Below are 16,886 nucleotides of genomic sequence, written 5' to 3'. Positions count from 1 at the left end.
GCGCAACCACCGAAGGAGCCAGGATGGCCATCACTCTCGTCAACCCCGATGGGTTGCCGAAACCGGACGTCTACCGTCAGTTGTCGATCGCGACCGGGTCCAAGCTGGTCTTCCTCGCTGGTCAGGTGGCCCGCGACGCCGACGGGCGCAAGGTCGGCGAGGGAGACTTCGCCGCCCAGGTGGAGCAGTGCTATCTCAACATCGGCACCGCCCTGGCCGAGATCGGCGGGTCCTTCGCCGACGTGGCGAAGCTGACCATCTACGTCGTCGACTGGTCTGCCGACAAGATGCCGCTGTTGGGCGAAGGTGTCGCCCGGGCTGCCGCGAAGCTGGGAGTCGACCCGGTCAAGCCCATCACGCTGCTGGGTGTCACTGCTCTGGGCGAGCCCGATCTGCTCGTCGAGGTCGAAGCCACAGCGGTTCTCGACTGACCGCGCAGCCCCACCGTCGCGCGTGCGGCGGTCAGGCCCGGCGACGGGAACGGGCCGCCCACACCGCGTACGCCGGGTCGCGGTCGAGGTTGTGTCGGTCGCGGTCGTAGCGGCGGGTGGTGCGCGGGTCGGCGTGGCCCATCGCGTCCTGCACGTCTTCCAGCGGCACGCCCTCGGAGCGGGCGGTGGTGGCGAAGGCGTGTCGCAGCGAGTGCGGGGACAGCTTCGCCCAGGCCGGGATGCCGGCGGCGCGGGCGAGCCGGCGGACCATCCGGAACACCGAGTGCCGGTCCAGTCGGGCGCCGCTGGCGGTGACCAGCAGTGGGCCGGTCAGCTGTGGCACCGGCACGCCGGTGGCGGCGGCCCGCTGGGCCAGGTAGGCGTCCACCGCGTACCCGGTGCCGGGGGTGAGGGCGCGGCGGCGTTGCTTGCCGCCCTTGCCGACGAAGCGCACGCTGCGGTGTCCGCGTTCGGTGCCGAGGTCGGTCAGGTCCAGCGAGATCAGCTCCCCGACCCGCAGGCCCAGGTCGGCCAGGAGCGCGAGCGCGGCCCGGTTGCGCGCGGCGGTCGGGCCGGTGTCGGCGTCGGCGGCGCCGAGCAGCGCGTCCACCTCCTCCGGGGTGAGCCCGATGGTCGCGGAGTGGTCCCGGTCGACGCGGGGCCGGTCGACTCCGGAGACCGGGTTGGCCGCCACGCCGCCGAGCTTGACGAGGAAGTCGTACCAGCTGGACAGCGCGGAGAGCCGACGGGCCACGGTGGCCGGGGTCAGCGGCCGGCCGCTGCGGGCGCCGATGGTGGACTCCAGCGCCCGGGCGTACTCGTTGACGTGCAGGAACGTGACCCGCAGCGGGTCCAGGTCGCGGCTGGCGCACCAGTGCAGCCAGCCGGTGACGTCGCGGCGGTAGGCGTCGCGGGTGTGCTCGGACAGCCGCCGGTTACGCAGCCACGCCTCGGTGACCTCGATTGGTCCGCTCGGCAGCGCGGGCGGCGCGGACGGGCGGATCAGCGCCGGAGCGTCGGAGATCACCATGTGAAAAAGGCTCTCAGCCTCGGGTGGGATCAGCGCGCAGGCGCGCCGAACCCACCCGTCACCGTGATCAGGCGTTGATCTGCCGGCGCCCGTCGCCGTTGGAGCTGATGGTCACGCGGCGCGGCTTGGCGCGCTCGGCGACCGGGATGCGCAACGTCAGCACCCCGTGCTCGTAGCCAGCTTCCAGCTTGTCGGTGTCCAGGGTGTCGCCCAGGAAGAGCTGCCGGGTGAAGGTGCCCATCGGGCGTTCGGCGGCGACCAGCTCGACGCCGTCACCGGCGGGCCGGCGACGATCGGCGCGGACGGTGAGCACGTTGCGCTCGACGGTGCAGTCGATGGTGTCCGGGTCGACGCCGGGAAGGTCGAACGCCGCGTAGAAGTGGTCGCCGTCGCGGTAGGCGTCCAGGTGCATCATCGCGGGGCGGGCTGCCGTACCGAAGAACTGCTCGGCGAGTCGGTCGATCTCGCGGAAGGGGTCGGTACGCATCAACATGGTCATGCCTCCTCGGTTCTCCTGGCCGAAGGTGATGAGTTGAGCCGGAGTGACTCAACTTCCTCTTCTTGTTTAACGCATCCGCCGACCGGCGTCAACCGCTCACCGCAACCGCTTCTCGAACCAGTGCTCGGCGTAGGGGCCGTGCGAGTACGCCGGGATCTCGGCGTAGCCGTGCCGGGCGTACAGGGCGCGGGCCTCGACCAGGTCGGCGCGGGTGTCGAGCCGGATCCGGTCCGCCCCGGCCGCCGCCGCCCGCTCCTCGACGGCGGCCAGCAGCGCGGCGCCGCCACCCGTGCCCCGATGGGCGGGTCGGATGAACACCCGGGTCAGCTCGGCTGCGCCGGACTGCCAGCGCAGCCCGGCGCAGCCGGCCACCTCGTCGCCGCGGTGGGCGAGCAGGAGCAGCCCGGTGGGGGCGGTCAGGTCGTCGCTGGGCAGCTCGGCCAGAGCCCGTTCGACCTCGCCGGGCAGGGCCGGGCGACGGTGGTAGCGAACCACCATCTCGGTCATGTACTCGTGCAACAGCAGCACGGCGTCGGGGTGGTCGGGCCGGGCAGCGGTGGTTGCCCAGGCGGACCGGGCGGTCATCGTCACCTGCTGATCATGACCGCCCGGTCAACGGTTTTATCCGGCCGCCTGGGCTCGCGCGCCCGGTGCCGACGACTCGCCGATCCGCAGGCGCGGCCAGGCGGACAGGTCTCGCAGTAGTTGCCGGTCGTGGGTGGCGGTGCCCCGACCACACGGTTTGCGCCCACCCCGTCGCCCCGGAGGGCTGGGGTGGGCGGCGACAATCCAGCGGGCCGGGTGCCGTCAGCGGCGAGGGCGGGGCAGCAGGGCGATCAGGGGGATCGCCACGGCCAGGTGCGTCGCGCCGAGGGTCAGCTTGGCACCGCCGGTGGCCTCGACGCCGAACAGGGGGACGAGGGACACGACCGTCACCACCACGGCGAGGGAGATCCAGACCGGCCGGGCGACCCGTGGGGCGAACCGTTCCAGCAGCGCCAAGGCCGCCCAGCCGAGCAGGGCGGCGCCCAGGGCGACCACGAGGATCGCGCCCGCCCCGATGTCGATGGCGGGTTGACCCGGGTTCTCGACGGTGTAGTCGACGCCGGCCAGCGCGCCGATCGCCCAGATGGCCAGGGCGGCCACCACGGCGGCGGCGACGCCGAGGGCACGGCGGCGCAGGATCGAGGTGGTGGGGGTCGTGACGGCGGTAGCGCTCATGACGGCTCCTCGTTCAGGGGAAACGAACGAGTACGACCGTAGCAGATAGTCTTGTTCGGAACTATCTTTCTCGGAACTAACAGCCCGAGCGGGCACCCGGCGCGTACGGGGAGGTGTGGGCCAGTGGGCCGCCCACCAACGCCAGCAGGGCCCGCAGGAACGCCTCCCGGTCCTGCTCGGGCAGGGTCGCGAGCAGGTCGTCCTGAATGCGCTGGACCACCTGCCGCGCCCGTTGCAGGACCTGCTCCCCCGCCGGCGTAACCACGACCAGCCGGGCCCGCCGATCCGTCGGCGCCGGACGGCGCTCGGCCAGCCCGGCCCGCTCCAACTGGTCGAGCGTGACGACCATCGTGGTCTTGTCCACGCCACACCGCTCGCCGATCTCCCGCTGGGTCAGCTCACCGGTGTGAGCCTGCGCCAGCACGTAGTGGGCCCGCGGCGAGATGCCCAGCTCGGCCAGCCCCGCGGCGTGCTCGGTCTGCAACGCGTGACTGGCCCAGGAGAGCAGGAACAACAGGTCCGGTGGGCCGTCGGCGGGCGTGCAGGAGGTCATGCGCCGAGGCTAGCAAGATCCGCCGCGACCAGACGGTTTGCGCCGTGGACGATCAGGCCCGCTGGTAGATGCCGTGCTCACGGGTGAGCAACCGCTCGTCGATGAGATATCGACGCAGCGTGGCGTGGTCCGACCCGCCCGCCGCGCACCACACCTTGAGCGCCTCGTCGACGGCCCGCTCCGGATAGCGGGTGCCCGGCGCGAACGACCGCTGCGCGATGTGGATGAGCAGGACGCGCCGCCGTTTCGGCTGCGCCGGCAGGCCCACCAGGACGTCCCCGCGCAGGAAGGTCCGCAGCACCGGATCGGCGGCCGGGTCGGTGTCGTCGGCCGGGCGGCTGTCGCGGGCAGCCGCCCGCAACGACGTCTCGTCGGCCGCGAGCGCACCGTCCACGTCGGTGACGAGACCCGCGTCGGCGAGCCGGCGGACCCCGGTGAGCACGACCCGCGCCGGCAGGCCGGTCCGCTCGCCGACCTGCGCCGCGCTTGTCGCGCCCAGCACGATCGCCGCGAAGATCCGTCGCCGTCCGTCGTCGGCCAGGGCCCCGGCCAGAGCATGCGCAGTCACGCCGGTCACCCTCGCATCAGCGGTACGCGGACCGCCAGGCGTTTTCCGGCCCGCCCAGGCGTTTTCCGGCTGCTCGACAACTGGCTCAGCCGATTGCCGCCTGACCTGGACGACGGCCCCGTAACCGCAACCGGCCAACCTCGCCGGCGTCCGCTGATTCCGGCCGGTCCACGCGAAAGGCCCCCGACCAGCGTCGGGAGCCTTCGTGCGGGTTCCTCGGTCAGCCGGCGTCGCGGGTCATGGCGACGAAGCCACGCCACGCCTGCGGGCTGAAGATCAGCGTGCCGCCGTCGCGATCCTTCGTGTCACGCACGAGGACCACCCCCGGGAGGTTGTCGGCGACCTCGACGCAGTTGCCGCCGTTGCCGCCGCTCTTCGTGCTCTTACGCCACCGCGCACCGCTCATGTCCATGATGCTGCCGCTTCTCTGAGAAGGTCCAGGGAACGCCCTCGGGGCAGTGCCTCTCCGCGAATACGCTCCCACCGCCGTTCCAGATTAACAAGCTCCGATGCCTGGTCGAGGATCTGCGCCTGGGCCGGGCCGTCGACGTGCCCGACCCGCGACCCGTCCGGCATGTCGGCGATGGTGAAGGGGCCGTCCAGCCCGGGATAGCTGGGCGCGTCCACCGGGACGATGTGCAGCTGGACGCTGTCGGTCTCGGCGTGCCCGAGCAGGCGGGTGAGTTGCGCCGCCATCAGGGCGCGGTCGTCGCCGACGCGCCGCCGGAGCACCGCCTCGTCCAACACGGCGATCAGCAGCGGCCCACTGTCGCGGGTGAGGATCGCCTGCCGAGCAATCCGCGCCTCGGCGAACTCAACGACCGCGTCCGGTCTCAACACCCCACCCGCCAGGGTCGCCCGCGCGTACGCCTCCGTCTGCAACAGGCCGGGCACCCAGGCCAGCTCGAACGACCGCAGCGTCACCGCCTCGCGTTCGATGTCGACCCACCGCCGGAACCACACCGGTTCGCGACGACGGACGACGTCCGGCCAGAGCGCGTCGCTGTCCCGTGCCAGCAGCTCCGCCACGGTGGAGCGGTGGCGACTCTGTGGAATGTGGCCGGGGTTCGCCCATCTCGCGACGGTCTTCGGGTGCACACCGATTCGACCGGCGAGGCTCTCGGCGGTGTGCCCCGCCTCGGCGAGCGCAGCGACAAATGCGTGGTTCATGCCGTCCCTCCCTGGGGGCAAATCAGCCGTCCGAAGGAGATTACACAACGCTGTGTGATTGTCCGACAACCCTGGGCAATGTGGTGTGTGGACGGTGCGACCGGCGAGGTTCCGAACCCGACGGAAGCGCCCGACGCGGGGGCCGCCCCGATGGCAGGGCGGCCTCTTCCCACGCCAGCAAGGGGAGAGCAGATGCCAGACGAGCGAGCGGAGGAGCGGCGATGACCGACCCACTGCGGGCCGGCGACGTGGTCCGGTTGACCACCGCCGCGAGCGTGCAGTTCAGCAAGCCGATCGTCGTACGCGTCATCCGGGAACTAGCCGACCGGCACACCTACGACGGCTGGCTCTGGCTGGACGCCTACGAACTGAGCCCGAAGGGCGAAGCGATCGCACGCCGCGAGCTGTACGTGCGGCGCCACGGCGTGCAGGTGCAGTTCCGGGCTCCCCGCCGGGGCAACGAGACCCGCCCGCCCGCGCCGATCCGGCGCACCGGCCCCGTGCGGGTGCTCTGATGCCCGACCGCCGCAAGCACCTCCCACTGCGCCCGTCGTGGCGCTGCCCGGTCTGCGGCATCCTGTGGCCGTGCTCGGCCGCGAAGCTGCGCCTGCTCGGCGAGTACCGCGAGGACCGGCCGGGCCTGTTGGCGCACCTGGCGACGGTGCAGGAGGCAGCCGAAGCCGACCTCACCACACTCAACCCGGGCGTCGCGCTGCCCGACCTGACCCCGCGTTTCGTCGGCTGGGCCGAGGCCCGCTAGGTGCCACTCGCCGGCAGCTCGTGCGGCGGGCGCGAACCTGGCCCTGCCACTACCCGGAAAAGCGGGACCAAGCCTGAATCCGGGGGATGCGGGAAGAGTGGGTCACCAGGCACGACGAGAGGAATGGGACACATGGCACAGCGCATCGAGACTCCGTTCGGGTTCAGCTCCACCGCCGCCGAGGTGCTCGCTGGCGTGGACCTGACCGGCAAGCGCGCGATCATCACCGGCGGCGCGGGCGGAATCGGTGTGGAGACCGCCCGTGCCCTCGCCGGCGCGGGTGCGGAGGTCGTGTTGGCGGTCCGCCGCACCAGCGTCGCCGAAACGGCCATCGCGGACATCACGGCGACAACGGGAAACACCGCCATCAGCGCCCGGGAACTCGACCTGGCCGACCAGGGGTCGGTGCGCAGATTCGTCGACGGATGGGACCAGCCCTTGCACATCCTGGTCAACAACGCCGGAATCATGGCGCTGCCGCACCTCCAGCACACCCCCGAGGGCTGGGAGATGCAGTTCGCCACCAACTACCTGGGCCACTTCGCGCTGACCCTCGGGCTGCACGACGCGTTGGCCGCCGCCGGTGGCGCCCGCGTCGTCTCGGTCGCCTCCAGCGGGCACCTGTTCTCCCCCGTCATCTTCGACGATCTGCACTTCCGATTCCGCCCGTACGACCCGTTCCTCGCCTACGGGCAGTCCAAGACCGCGGAGGTGCTGCTCGCCGTCGAGGCGACCCGGCGCTGGTCCGACGAGGGCATCTACGCCAACGCGCTGAACCCGGGCGCCATCGCGACCGGCCTACAGAAGCACACCGGCGGGCTGCGAACGCCCAAGGAACAGCACAAGACCCCGGAGCAGGGCGCCGCGACCACCGCCCTGCTGGCCGGCTCGCCGTTGGTCGACGGCGTCGGCGGGCGCTACTTCGAGGACGTCACCGAGGCCCCGGTGGTCGACGAGATGCCTGCGAACTACGCGGGCGTCGCCCGGTACGCGCTCGATCCGGCCAACGCGCAGCGGCTGTGGGACGTGGCCGTCGGGCTCCTCAGCTGAGAACACCCCGGCGGTCTGCTGCGCGACTGGCGCAGACCGGGGCGCACCGGTCATTCGCCGGTACGCCCCGCCCCGAGGGACCGGTGTGTCAGCTCGCGGGCACCACGTTCATCACGTACTGGCCTTCCACGTTTCCGGGCAGCGAGAAGTTGGCCACGATGAAGGTCTCCCACCACTTCGTGCCCTGGCCGGCGACCCGCCCTACGCCGAGCTTCGTGGTGTTCTTCCAGACCAGTGCGGTGAAGTGCCCGATGGGCTTCGCGGGGTCGATGGGTTCGCCCGTGGCGAAGTTGTAGTTGCTGTGCTCGGCGTACCAGTTGTCCACCGCGGCAGTTCCCGAGCCCGCCGTGGGGCCGGTTGAGGCGCCCGCCCACGACGCGTTCTCACCGGTGTCCGGTCGAAGCTCCTCGTGGGTGAGCTTGGTCTTCTCGGCCATGAAGGACGCCCTCGACTTCGCATACTCCACGAGTTCCGGGTCGAGGGTGAGCGGCGACGATCCGTGCCGCGCCCGCAGTTCGTTGACCTTGGTCAGCACCTCTTGCAGGAACTCGTCGTTGGTTCGATCGGAGAATCCAGCTCGCATGATGTGACACCCTTCTTCGGAAGACGAACGGCGGAAGATCTGCCCCCTGGCGGGTGGCTCGCCCTGGACGGCTCGCACCGGGGCTGGCCGGCCATCGGCAGCCTTCCATTCGCCAACGCGAAAAGGCCGTCACTGAAGGTGACGGAACAATGACAGAGAGACAAGTCGGGCTCTCGCCGATGAACCGGTGCGGAGACACTGCGGCGAATCTGGCCGCAGCGCCCCAGGTGACCGGGGCAGCCGGGCGTGGACGTGGGCGTCAGCGCCACGTTGTGCCAGACCCGGAACGACATCAGTGGCGGGACAGCGAATTTCCTGTCCTCTGCCACAACGGCAATTTCGCACCCCGCCACGTTGACCTCGAGACTTGCGCCCGCGCCTCGTCGTCGTCACCGTCGAGGCGGCGCTCGGGGACTAACGTTCGGGAAAGTCACGCTAACCTGCGCAAACGTCTCGGCGGCATGATCCCTCGGGTGGATCTGTCCGAGCAGATCCTGGAGGTGATGAGCTGGCACCCGGATTTCCCGGCGGCGTTCACCTCGGTGACCGGCGGCCGGGCCCGGCTGGCGGACCTCCACGTCTCGGTGGCGGCGCTGCTGACGGCGCACTCACTCAACGTCGGACTGTCCCCAGTGATCGACGACGAGATCCCGGCGCTGACCCGGGGCCGGCTGGCCCACGTCGATCAGCACTACCTGCGCCCGGACACCTACGCGGCGGCCAACGCGGTGCTCATCGACGCCCAGGCCGGCATCGGCCTGGCGCAGGCATGGGGTGGTGGGCTGGTCGCCGCGGTCGACGGGGTCCGGTTCGTGGTGCCGGCGCGCAGCATCGACGCCCGGCCGAACCACGCTCAGGTCAGGAGCGGCGAACCCCGTTTCTACTATGGGCCGATGGCATCGATCAAGCAGTTCCAGGTCACCTTCGATTGCGCGGAACCGGAGCGCCTCGCTCGCTTCTGGTGCGAGGTGTTGGGGTACGTCGTACCTCCGCCACCAGACGGGTTTGCAACGTGGGATGACTTCAAGCGCTCGCTGCCACTTGAGCAACAGGACGCATGGTTTGCCTGCATTGACCCCTCAGGGGTGGGACCGCGACTGTACTTCCAGCGCGTCCCTGAAGGAAAAAGCGCCAAGAACCGGCTGCATCTTGACGTGCGGGTCGGCACCGGACTCGTGGGTGAAGAGCGCCTCGCCGCACTTGAGGCCGAGTGTGCACGGCTGGTCCCGCTTGGCGCGGTACACGTGCAAACGCTGTATGACGGCAATGATGCGTGCATCCCGATGCAGGACATCGAGGGCAACGAGTTCTGTCTCGACTGAGTGGCCGCGAACGCGACACCCTCGCAAATCGACCGGTGCAGTCGCCATAAAGAGGGGCCGACGCCCCTGGCCCCGAGGCGGCGGCGTCACTCTCCGGTCGGTCCCCCGGCGAGCTCGGCGACCACGTCGAGGTGACCGAGGTGGCGGGCGTACTCCTGGACCAGGTGGAACAGCACCCGCTCCAGCGACGCCGGGGCCGCGCCGTTCCAGCGCTCCCCCGGCGCGCCGACGTCTGCCAGGTCGTGCGCCGTCACCACCGCCGTGGTGTGCGCGCCCTGCGCCCGCAGCGCCGCCACCAGGTCCTCCCGCGTCTCGTCGGGGGCGACGTACCAGCGATCCGCGCGGCGGTCGCCCCACGGCTGCGCGACGTCCCGGCCCTGGAAACCCCACTCGATCCAGCGCCGCTCGACGTGCCGCAGATGCGTGAGCAACTCCAGCGGGGTCCACCCGGACGGCAGCCGGCTGCGCCGCAGCTCCGACTCGGCCAACGCCGACACCCTGGCCACCATGGACTCGCGGAAGTAGTCCAGGTAGCGCAGGAAGACCTCGGTGCGGCTGCCGGCCGGGTCGGTCGGCTCGGGAAAGGGGATCACGACCCGGTCGGCAGGTCGCGGGCACGCTGGCGCACACCCGCCCCGCCGTACGGGTAGTCACCCACCAGCGGGGCGCTGGCCTCGTCGAGCAACCGCATCTGCTCGGCGTCGAGGACCAGGTCCGCGGCGGTCAGGTTGTCGTCGAGCTGCTCGCTGGTGCGCGCGCCGAGGATCACCGAGGTGACCGCCGGTCGGGCCGCCAGCCACGCCAACGCCACCGCCGACCGGGACACGCCACGTTCCTTGGCGACCCGGCCGACCGCGTCGAGCACCCGCCAGGTGCGCTCCTCGGCGTTGCGACCGGCGTACGCCTCCACGCCGCGCTGCGGGTTCTCACCGAGCCGGGTCGCGCCGGTGGGCGTGCTGTCGCGCTGGTACTTGCCGGTCAGCCAGCCACCACCCAACGGCGACCACGGCAGGATGCCGATGCCCTCGTTCTCGCAGACCGGCACCAGCTCGAACTCGATCTCCCGGGCCAGCAGGTTGTACTGCGGTTGCAGGGTCACGATCGGGGTGAGGTTGAGGTGCTGGGTGAGCAGGGCGGCCTTCTGCAACTGCCAACCGGTGAAGTTACTGACCCCCGCGTAGTGGATCTTGCCGGCGCGTACCGCGTCGTCGAAGAACCGCAGCGTCTCCGGCAGTGGGGTGAGCGGGTCCCAGGCGTGCGCCTGGTAGAGGTCGACGGCCTCGACGCCGAGCCGACGCAGGCTGGCGTCCAGGGCGCGGGTGAGGTGCACCCGGGACAGACCGGCGTCGTTCGCCCCCGGGCCCATCGGGAACCGCCCCTTGGTGGCGATCACCAGTCGGTCGCGTAGGTCGGGCCGGGCCCGCAGCCAGCGCCCGACGATGCTCTCGGAGACACCTGTGGAGTAGACGTCGGCGGTGTCCAGGAAGGTGCCCCCGGCCTCGACGAACCGGTCCAGTTGGGCGAAGCTGCCGGCCTCGTCGGTCTCCGCACCGAAAGTCATCGTGCCCAGACACAGGGTCGACACCACCGTGCCGGTGCCGCCCAGAGTGCGATAGCGCATATCGTCCTTTCGGTCCGAGTCCAGAAGCCGATCTTCGCACCCGGCTCGCCCACCTGCACGGGCAGGCCGCCGGAGCCTGCCACGGGCACCCGCGCGGCCGGCCCGCCCGTCATCATGTGCGCATGAGCGAGCCCGCGATCGACACCGACCGGCCGCAGCGTCCAGCCCAGACGGCACCGCCGACGCTGCCACCGGAGCCCGGTGCGCCCACGCGCGGGCCGTGGCTGGTGGCCCTGGCGACGAGTGTGGTCCTGCTGCTGCTCGCCGGCCGCTACGGCTATCACCGCGACGAGTTGTACTTCCTGCTCGCCGGCCGACACCTCGACTGGGGTTACGTCGACCAGGGCCCGCTGGTCCCGGTGCTCGCCCGCCTCCTGGACACGATCGCGCCGGGCAACCTGGTGATCCTGCGCACCCCGTCGGCGTTGCTGGCCGGCGGGGCGGTCCTGCTGGTCGCCGCCATCGCCCGCGAGTGGGGCGCCGGTCGGGGCGCCCAGACCTGCGCGGCGGTGCTGGCCGCGCTGTCCGGCATCGTGCTCGCCAGCGGGCACCTGCTCAGCACCACCACCATCGACCTGCTGGTCTGGCTGGCCGCGGCGTGGTGCGCGGTGCGGTTGTTGCGCTCCGGCGACAGCCGCTGGGCGCTGGGCATCGGGCTGGCGCTCGGCGTGGGCATGCTCAGCAAGGTGCTGCCCGCGCTGCTGGCCGTGGGCCTGATCGCCGGGGTGCTCATCGCCGGGCCCCGTCGGCTGCTGCGCGACAGGTGGGTGCTCGCCGCCGCCGGGGTCGCCGTGCTGCTGGCCGCACCCAACCTGATCTGGCAGGCGGCGCACGGCTTCCCGCAGCTCGGCGTGGCAGCCTCCATCTCCGACGGTGACAGCTCCTACAGTGGCCGCCTCGACGCGTTCACCCTCCAGTTCGTCATCATCAGCCCGTACGCCGTACCGATCTGGATCGCCGGCCTCGTCGCGCTGCTGCGCCGCCCGGCGTGGCGGGCCTACCGGGCGGTGGGCTGGGCCTGGTTGGTCGTGTTCGGCATCGTGTTGATCGCCGGTGGCAAGGGTTACTACGACGCGCCGCTGCTGCTGGTGCTCACCGCCGCCGGTGCGGTGGTGACGGTCGCGTGGGCGTCGCGCGGGTCGGTCCGGCTGCGTCGGGGGCTGCTCGCGCTCGGCGTGGTGCCGTTGCTGCTGCCCAACATCGTGCTGTTGCTGCCGGTGCTGCCGGCCGAGCGGTTGCCCGGGTTCGTGGTCGACGTCAACTACGACGCCGGTGAGACGATCGGCTGGCCGGCGTTCGCCGACTCGGTGGCCGCCGTCCATCGTGGGCTGACGCCCGAGGAGCGCTCCCGGGCGGTCATCCTGACCGACAACTACGGCGAGGCCGGCGCGCTGGCCCGCTACGGTCCGACCCGTGAGCTGCCCCGGGCCTACTCGGGGCACAACAGCATGGCCGACTTCGGTCAGCCGCCAGCCAGCGCGGACGTGGTCATCGCGGTCGGCTGGGAGCGTGCCGACCCGCTGACCGCCTGGTTCGACGAGTGCGCGCTCGCCGGGCGGGTGGACCAGCGGGTCGAGGTGGAGAACGACGAGAACGACGGCCCGATCCACGTGTGCCGAGGGCTGCGGCGTCCGTGGGCGCAGATCTGGGACAGCGAGGTACGCCACACGGGCTGAGCGTGGTCAGCCCGTGCCGCCTGTCAACCAGGCCTGGATGCCGGCCAGTGCCTCGGGGCCGGAGGTCGCGTCGACGTCGCCGGCGAGGTCGGCGATCGTGACGGCGGCGAGTGCCTGGCGCCACGCGTCCTCGGCCGCCCACATGGCGCGGGCGACCGGGCACGGCGTGGTGCAGGCGTCGGCCGGCGTCGCGAACGGGCCGCGCTGGCGGATCTCGGTGCAGACGAAGGTCGGGCCGGGGCCGTCGATGGCCTGGACCACGTCGAGCAGGGTGATGCTCTGCGGTGCGCGGGTCAGCACGTAGCCGCCCGACTTGCCCTGCACGGAGTGGATCAGGCCGGCGCGGGCCAGGGCCTGGAGCTGCTTGGCGAGGTAGCTGCCGGAGACGTCGTGCAGTTCCGCCAGTTTGGCCGCCGAAACGGGTGTGCGGCTGGCCGTCAGCACCACGCAGCAGTGCAGGGCCCACTCGACCCCGCCGGACATCTTCATGTCGTCACCCTAGTCACACCGCTACTCGGACTCACTGTGTCCGAGTATAGTTCTCGGACAAGAGAGGTCCGAGTATCGGCTGAACCTCAGCGGTCGGACCTCACAGTCACGGGAAGGTGCATGGTTATGAAGATCGCCGTACTGGGCGGGACCGGCCTCATCGGGTCACAGGTCGTCAAGATCTTGCAGGCGGCAGGGCACGACGCGGTGCCACTCTCGCTCTCCACCGGGGTGGACCTGCTCACCGGGCAGGGCCTGACCGACGCCCTCACCGGCGCCGAGGTCGTCGTCAACCTGACGAACTCGCCGACCTTCGACGACGCCTCCCCCGCCTTTTTCCAGACGACCATGGACAACCTCCTGGACGCAGCCGCCCGCGCGGGCGTCGGGCACGCGGTGGTGCTCTCCATCGTCGGCGTCGACCAGGTGCCCGACCTGGCCTACTACCGCGCCAAGGTCCTCCAGGAGGACATCCTCAAGGCCGGTCCCGTCCCGTACTCGATCGTCCGCGCCACCCAGTTCTTCGAGTTCGTCGAGGCGATCCTGTCCTGGACGGCCGACGACACCACCGTCCGGCTGCCCCGTACCCCCGTGCAGCCGATGGCCGCCGCCGACGTGGCGCAGGCCGTCGCCGAGGTCAGCATGGGCGCACCCCTGCGCGGCGTCCGCAACGTCGCCGGGCCCGACGTCTTCACCCTCGACGAGCTGGGGCGGATCACGCTGGCCGCACGCGGTGACAAGCGCACCGTCACCACCGACGACAGCGCCGGCATGTTCGCCGCCGCACCCGGTGCCGCCCTCATCGCCGCCGACGACGCCGTCATCGCACCCACCGCCTACCGGGAGTGGCTCGCACGCTGACCCCGGCTCCGGACCGAACGGCGGGTGACAGCGCCCCGAGACGATCGTCGACTCGGGGCGCCCACCTCACCACCGGTACCGCCGCCACCGCCACCGCCCTGCCCTCCTTTACCGTCGGCTATTCGATTGCGTTCTTGACGGATGTTGGTTTCTGTTCCGGAATGGAGCTGTCTACAGTGCCGATGTCATGAGCCGGCGGTGGCCGCTCACCGGACGGGCCGAGGAACTGCGGTACATCGCTGCCGCCAGCCGGCGCTCCTCCGGGCCGCGTGGCGTGGTGCTCGCCGGGGCAGCCGGGGTTGGCAAGACACGGCTCGCGCGGGAGGCGCTCGACATCCTCGCCACCCGCGGTGTGAGCCCACGCTGGGTCACCGGCAACGCCTCGGCCCAGAGCCTGCCGCTCGGTGCGTTCGCCAGCGTGCTCGGCGACATCGAGCCAGGCCCGACCCGCCTGGTCAGCGCGACAATCACCGCGCTGCTCACCGGCGCACAGGCGGGCGTGGTGGTCGTGGTCGACGACGCACACCTGCTTGACGAGTTGTCCGCGCTTGTCGTGCACGAGCTGGTGATGAGTGCGGCTGCGCCGGTCGTGTTGACCCTGCGCAGCGGCGAGCCGGCGCCGGACGCCGTCACGAGACTCTGGAAGGACGGGCACCTGGAGCGGCTGGAGGTGCAGCCGCTCTCCGAGGCCGAGACCACCGGGCTGCTGGAGTCCGTGGTCGGCGGGCCGGTGGACAGCCACGCCGTCCGGCGGCTGTGGGCGCTGGCCCGGGGCAACACGTTGTTCCTGCGCCAACTCGTCGACGACGAACTGGCGGCCGGGCACCTGGCGGCGACGAACGGCGTGTGGCGCTGGTCGGGGCGGCCGGCGATGTCGGCGGGCCTGACCGACCTGATCCGGGCTCGGATGGGTGCCCTGCCGGAGGGACTCGTCGACGTCGTCGACGTGCTGGCGCTGAGCGAGCCGCTCGGGGTGCCGGTGCTGGCCGCGCTGACTGGCTCGGGCCAGGTCGAGGAGGCTGAGATCCGTGGGCTCGTCGAGCTGCGCCCGGACGGGCGGCGCTGGCAGGCCCGACTCGCACACCCGCTGTACGGGGAGGTCCGCCGCGCCGGGATCGGCCAACTGCGAGCCCGGCGGATGCGGGGCGAGATCGCCACGGCACTGGCTGGCACCGGCGGGCGCCGGGCCGATGACACGCTGCGCCGGGCCATGTTGACGGTGGAGTCGGACCTGCCGCCGGACCCCCGTCTGCTCACCCTGGCCGCCCGCGACGCGATCCGGCTGCTGGACATCGCCGCCGCCGAGCGGCTTGCCCGGGCCGCGACCGACTCGGGCGGTGGGACCGAGGCGCGGCAGACCCTGGCGCTGGCCCTGTCGTGGCTCAACCGCGGCGCCGACGCCGAGATCGAGTTCGCGGCGCTGGCCGAGCGGGCCGGCAGCGTCGAGGAACAGCTCACGATCGCAGTGCCTCGGGTGGCGAACCTGTTCTGGCCCGGGCGTAGCCCAGGGCGGGCCGAGGCGGTGCTGGCCGGGGTCGCGACCGCGACGAACCGGACCAGTCTGCACGTGGTCGCCGTCGCCCAGGCTGTGATCGACGTCTTCCTCGGCCGACCGGCCGAGCCCGGCGTGACGGCCTCGGTGGCGGCGCTTGCCGTACCCGACCTGCCCGACGTGGGCATCCTGCTCGCCTCGTACGGCGTCACCGTCGGCCTCGGGGTGCTCGGCCGGGCCAACGAGATCGGCCCGATCGCGGCTCGGGCATACGCTGCCGCCCCGCAGTCCGTCGGCACCGCGGTCGGCGCATTCGGGCTGTGCGACATCCACCTGTCCGCGCTGCACCTCGCCGGTTACCTGGGTGAGATGGACGGCCTCGCCCAGCTGCACTACCGGCGGGCGGCCGACATGCCGGGCCACTCCCGACTGCGCGGGGTCGCGCTGCTCGGACACGCCGCGCGCTACCAGGGCCGCCTACGGACGGCAATCCGCAACCTGCGTGAGGCGTGGGCCGGGTTCGCGAACGTCGACACCGAAGGGTACAGCTTCCGCACCCTGCTCAGCCTGACTCACGCCCTCGCCATGGCGGGGGACGCGCCGGCGGCCCGGCAGGCGCTCGGGTGGCTGGAGGAGCAGCGGCATCCCAGCTTCGCGTTCTGCGACCCCGAGGTTCTGCTGGCCCACGCGTGGGTGTCGGCCGCGGAGGGCTCGCTCACCGAAGCGGTCCGGCTGGCCCGGGACAGCGCGGTGCTTGCCGCGACCCGGGGGCATCCCGGCTACGAGGTGCTGGCGCTGCATGCGGCGGTGCGGTTCGGCGACCGGACGGTGGCCGCCCGGCTGGCCGAGCTCGCGACGGTGGTCAACGGCCCACGGGCGCCGGCCGCGGCCGAGCACGCCGCCGCGCTGGCCGCCGACGACGGCGACGCACTGCGCACGGCATCCGTCCGGCTGGAGGAGATGGGTGACCGGCCAGCCGCCGCCGACGCGACGAGCCACGCCGCCGCCGCGTACCGGCGCCGGCACCAGGACGTCACCGCCGATACCGCCGCCGCCCGAGCCCACCGGCTGGCCGAAGAGTCCGAGGGTGCCCGCACGCCGGGCCTGGCCCTCGCCCGCCCGCTGCCGCTCACCGACCGGGAGCGCGAGATCGTCACGCTCGCGGCCGAGGGCCTGTCCAACCGGGCGATCGCCGATCGGCTCGTCGTCTCGGTGCGCACGATCGAGGGACACCTGTACCGGGCAAGCGCCAAGCTCGGCACCAGCAACCGCGCCGAGTTCGGAGACCGGCTGCGGGGCGCCTGAGCGTTACTGCCCGGTGGGCGTCCGGCCGAAAATGCCCTCAAGTTTCGCCTCGGCTACCGCCAGCAGCGGGCCGACCGCCTCTGGCTCCACGCCGAGCCGCCGCGCGATAACGTCGTCGGGCTCGCCTGCGTCGTGCAGCCGCAGCCCGAGCTCATACGCCGCAGGCAGCTGCCGCAGGGCCTCCGCCCGTCGATCCGCAAAGTCCATACCGCCCATGTTCGTCCCGCAGGCCGTCATCCGCACGAGTAGCACTCC

21 protein-coding genes and 1 pseudogene are annotated in these 16,886 nt (G+C 71.9%); 9 read left to right on the top strand and 13 right to left on the bottom strand.

The genetic code is table 11. The annotated features are described in order from the left end of the window. Positions 1–23: 23 nt before the first annotated feature. Complete coding sequence (locus AB0B57_RS10325; RefSeq protein WP_357067471.1) at positions 24–431, top strand: RidA family protein; 408 nt, start codon at positions 24–26, stop codon at positions 429–431. Positions 432–462: 31 nt separating this feature from the next. Here AB0B57_RS10325 and AB0B57_RS10320 read toward each other — a convergent pair whose 3' ends face one another. The 8 genes from AB0B57_RS10320 to AB0B57_RS10285 all read right to left on the bottom strand — a co-directional run bounded on the left by AB0B57_RS10320 (position 463) and on the right by AB0B57_RS10285 (position 5,472). Further along, positions 463–1,461, bottom strand: coding sequence for a tyrosine-type recombinase/integrase (locus tag AB0B57_RS10320; RefSeq protein WP_357067469.1), 999 nt, complete (start codon positions 1,459–1,461; stop codon positions 463–465). A 67-nt stretch (positions 1,462–1,528) separates the two neighbouring features. Further along, complete coding sequence (locus tag AB0B57_RS10315; protein WP_357067881.1) at positions 1,529–1,954, bottom strand: Hsp20/alpha crystallin family protein; 426 nt, start codon at positions 1,952–1,954, stop codon at positions 1,529–1,531. Positions 1,955–2,056: 102 nt separating this feature from the next. After that, positions 2,057–2,545 carry a GNAT family N-acetyltransferase gene (locus tag AB0B57_RS10310; RefSeq protein WP_357067879.1) on the bottom strand — a complete coding sequence of 163 codons (489 nt, stop codon included), beginning with the start codon at positions 2,543–2,545 and terminating at the stop codon, positions 2,057–2,059. A gap of 222 nt (positions 2,546–2,767) precedes the next feature. Then, complete coding sequence (locus tag AB0B57_RS10305; RefSeq protein WP_357067467.1) at positions 2,768–3,181, bottom strand: DUF6069 family protein; 414 nt, start codon at positions 3,179–3,181, stop codon at positions 2,768–2,770. Positions 3,182–3,257: 76 nt separating this feature from the next. Further along, complete coding sequence (locus tag AB0B57_RS10300) at positions 3,258–3,734, bottom strand: MarR family transcriptional regulator (RefSeq protein WP_357067465.1); 477 nt, start codon at positions 3,732–3,734, stop codon at positions 3,258–3,260. A 52-nt stretch (positions 3,735–3,786) separates the two neighbouring features. Beyond that, entirely contained in the window at positions 3,787–4,302 is a 516-nt protein-coding gene (locus tag AB0B57_RS10295; protein ID WP_357067463.1) for a DUF2087 domain-containing protein, read from the bottom strand. A gap of 220 nt (positions 4,303–4,522) precedes the next feature. Then, complete coding sequence (locus AB0B57_RS10290; RefSeq protein WP_357067461.1) at positions 4,523–4,714, bottom strand: DUF397 domain-containing protein; 192 nt, start codon at positions 4,712–4,714, stop codon at positions 4,523–4,525. Continuing rightward, the gene (locus AB0B57_RS10285) at positions 4,705–5,472 is read right to left on the bottom strand and encodes a DUF5753 domain-containing protein (RefSeq protein ID WP_357067459.1); all 768 of its coding nucleotides are present in this window, start codon (positions 5,470–5,472) and stop codon (positions 4,705–4,707) included. Before AB0B57_RS10285 ends, AB0B57_RS10290 begins: the two co-directional genes overlap by 10 nt. A gap of 221 nt (positions 5,473–5,693) precedes the next feature. On the opposite strand from AB0B57_RS10285, the gene AB0B57_RS10280 reads away from it, so the two are divergent. The 3 genes from AB0B57_RS10280 (at position 5,694) to AB0B57_RS10270 (ending at position 7,282) form a co-directional block, all read left to right on the top strand. Then, positions 5,694–5,987, top strand: coding sequence for a hypothetical protein (locus AB0B57_RS10280; protein WP_357067457.1), 294 nt, complete (start codon positions 5,694–5,696; stop codon positions 5,985–5,987). Next, entirely contained in the window at positions 5,987–6,232 is a 246-nt protein-coding gene (locus AB0B57_RS10275; RefSeq protein WP_357067455.1) for a flavin reductase, read from the top strand. The genes AB0B57_RS10280 and AB0B57_RS10275 overlap by 1 nt, the downstream gene beginning before the upstream one ends. A 132-nt stretch (positions 6,233–6,364) precedes the next feature. Continuing rightward, on the top strand, positions 6,365–7,282 hold the full coding sequence (locus AB0B57_RS10270) for an SDR family NAD(P)-dependent oxidoreductase (RefSeq protein WP_357067453.1): 918 nt from the start codon (positions 6,365–6,367) through the stop codon (positions 7,280–7,282). An 88-nt stretch (positions 7,283–7,370) separates the two neighbouring features. Here the strand turns inward: AB0B57_RS10270 and AB0B57_RS10265 are convergent, their stop codons facing one another. Further along, the gene (locus tag AB0B57_RS10265; protein WP_357067451.1) at positions 7,371–7,865 is read right to left on the bottom strand and encodes a CAP family protein; all 495 of its coding nucleotides are present in this window, start codon (positions 7,863–7,865) and stop codon (positions 7,371–7,373) included. Positions 7,866–8,014: 149 nt separating this feature from the next. Between AB0B57_RS10265 and AB0B57_RS10260 the strand changes: the two are divergent. Together AB0B57_RS10260 and AB0B57_RS10255 are read left to right on the top strand one after the other, a co-directional pair. Beyond that, a pseudogene (locus AB0B57_RS10260) lies at positions 8,015–8,704 on the top strand (Tn3 family transposase); the annotation flags it as partial. A 54-nt stretch (positions 8,705–8,758) separates the two neighbouring features. Further along, positions 8,759–9,187 (top strand): VOC family protein, encoded by a 429-nt coding sequence (locus AB0B57_RS10255; protein ID WP_357067877.1) that lies wholly within the window; start codon positions 8,759–8,761, stop codon positions 9,185–9,187. Between the two features lie 86 nt (positions 9,188–9,273). Here the strand turns inward: AB0B57_RS10255 and AB0B57_RS10250 are convergent, their stop codons facing one another. After that, entirely contained in the window at positions 9,274–9,780 is a 507-nt protein-coding gene (locus AB0B57_RS10250; protein ID WP_357067449.1) for a DUF664 domain-containing protein, read from the bottom strand. Continuing rightward, positions 9,777–10,808, bottom strand: a complete 1,032-nt coding sequence (locus tag AB0B57_RS10245; RefSeq protein ID WP_357067447.1) for an aldo/keto reductase — start codon at positions 10,806–10,808, stop codon at positions 9,777–9,779. Before AB0B57_RS10245 ends, AB0B57_RS10250 begins: the two co-directional genes overlap by 4 nt. Positions 10,809–10,930: 122 nt before the next feature. Between AB0B57_RS10245 and AB0B57_RS10240 the strand changes: the two genes are divergently transcribed. Next, complete coding sequence (locus tag AB0B57_RS10240) at positions 10,931–12,484, top strand: glycosyltransferase family 39 protein (RefSeq protein WP_357067445.1); 1,554 nt, start codon at positions 10,931–10,933, stop codon at positions 12,482–12,484. A gap of 6 nt (positions 12,485–12,490) precedes the next feature. On the opposite strand, the gene AB0B57_RS10235 is transcribed toward AB0B57_RS10240, so the two are convergent. Continuing rightward, positions 12,491–12,973, bottom strand: a complete 483-nt coding sequence (locus AB0B57_RS10235) for an Rrf2 family transcriptional regulator (RefSeq protein ID WP_357067443.1) — start codon at positions 12,971–12,973, stop codon at positions 12,491–12,493. A 126-nt stretch (positions 12,974–13,099) separates the two neighbouring features. Here AB0B57_RS10235 and AB0B57_RS10230 point away from each other — a divergent pair, with 126 nt between their 5' ends. Both AB0B57_RS10230 and AB0B57_RS10225 read left to right on the top strand, forming a co-directional pair. After that, the gene (locus tag AB0B57_RS10230; RefSeq protein WP_357067440.1) at positions 13,100–13,834 is read left to right on the top strand and encodes an NAD(P)H-binding protein; all 735 of its coding nucleotides are present in this window, start codon (positions 13,100–13,102) and stop codon (positions 13,832–13,834) included. A 187-nt stretch (positions 13,835–14,021) separates the two neighbouring features. After that, on the top strand, positions 14,022–16,631 hold the full coding sequence (locus tag AB0B57_RS10225) for a LuxR family transcriptional regulator (protein ID WP_357067438.1): 2,610 nt from the start codon (positions 14,022–14,024) through the stop codon (positions 16,629–16,631). A 3-nt stretch (positions 16,632–16,634) separates the two neighbouring features. Here the strand turns inward: AB0B57_RS10225 and AB0B57_RS10220 are convergent, their stop codons facing one another. Next, the gene (locus AB0B57_RS10220) at positions 16,635–16,838 is read right to left on the bottom strand and encodes a hypothetical protein (RefSeq protein WP_357067436.1); all 204 of its coding nucleotides are present in this window, start codon (positions 16,836–16,838) and stop codon (positions 16,635–16,637) included. Positions 16,839–16,886: the final 48 nt, after the last annotated feature.

Source organism: Micromonospora sp. NPDC049101 (assembly GCF_040648675.1).
Lineage (GTDB): Bacteria > Actinomycetota > Actinomycetes > Mycobacteriales > Micromonosporaceae > Micromonospora.
The sequence above is the reverse complement of the archived record's forward strand: the minus strand, read 5'-3'. Positions and strand labels throughout refer to the sequence as shown.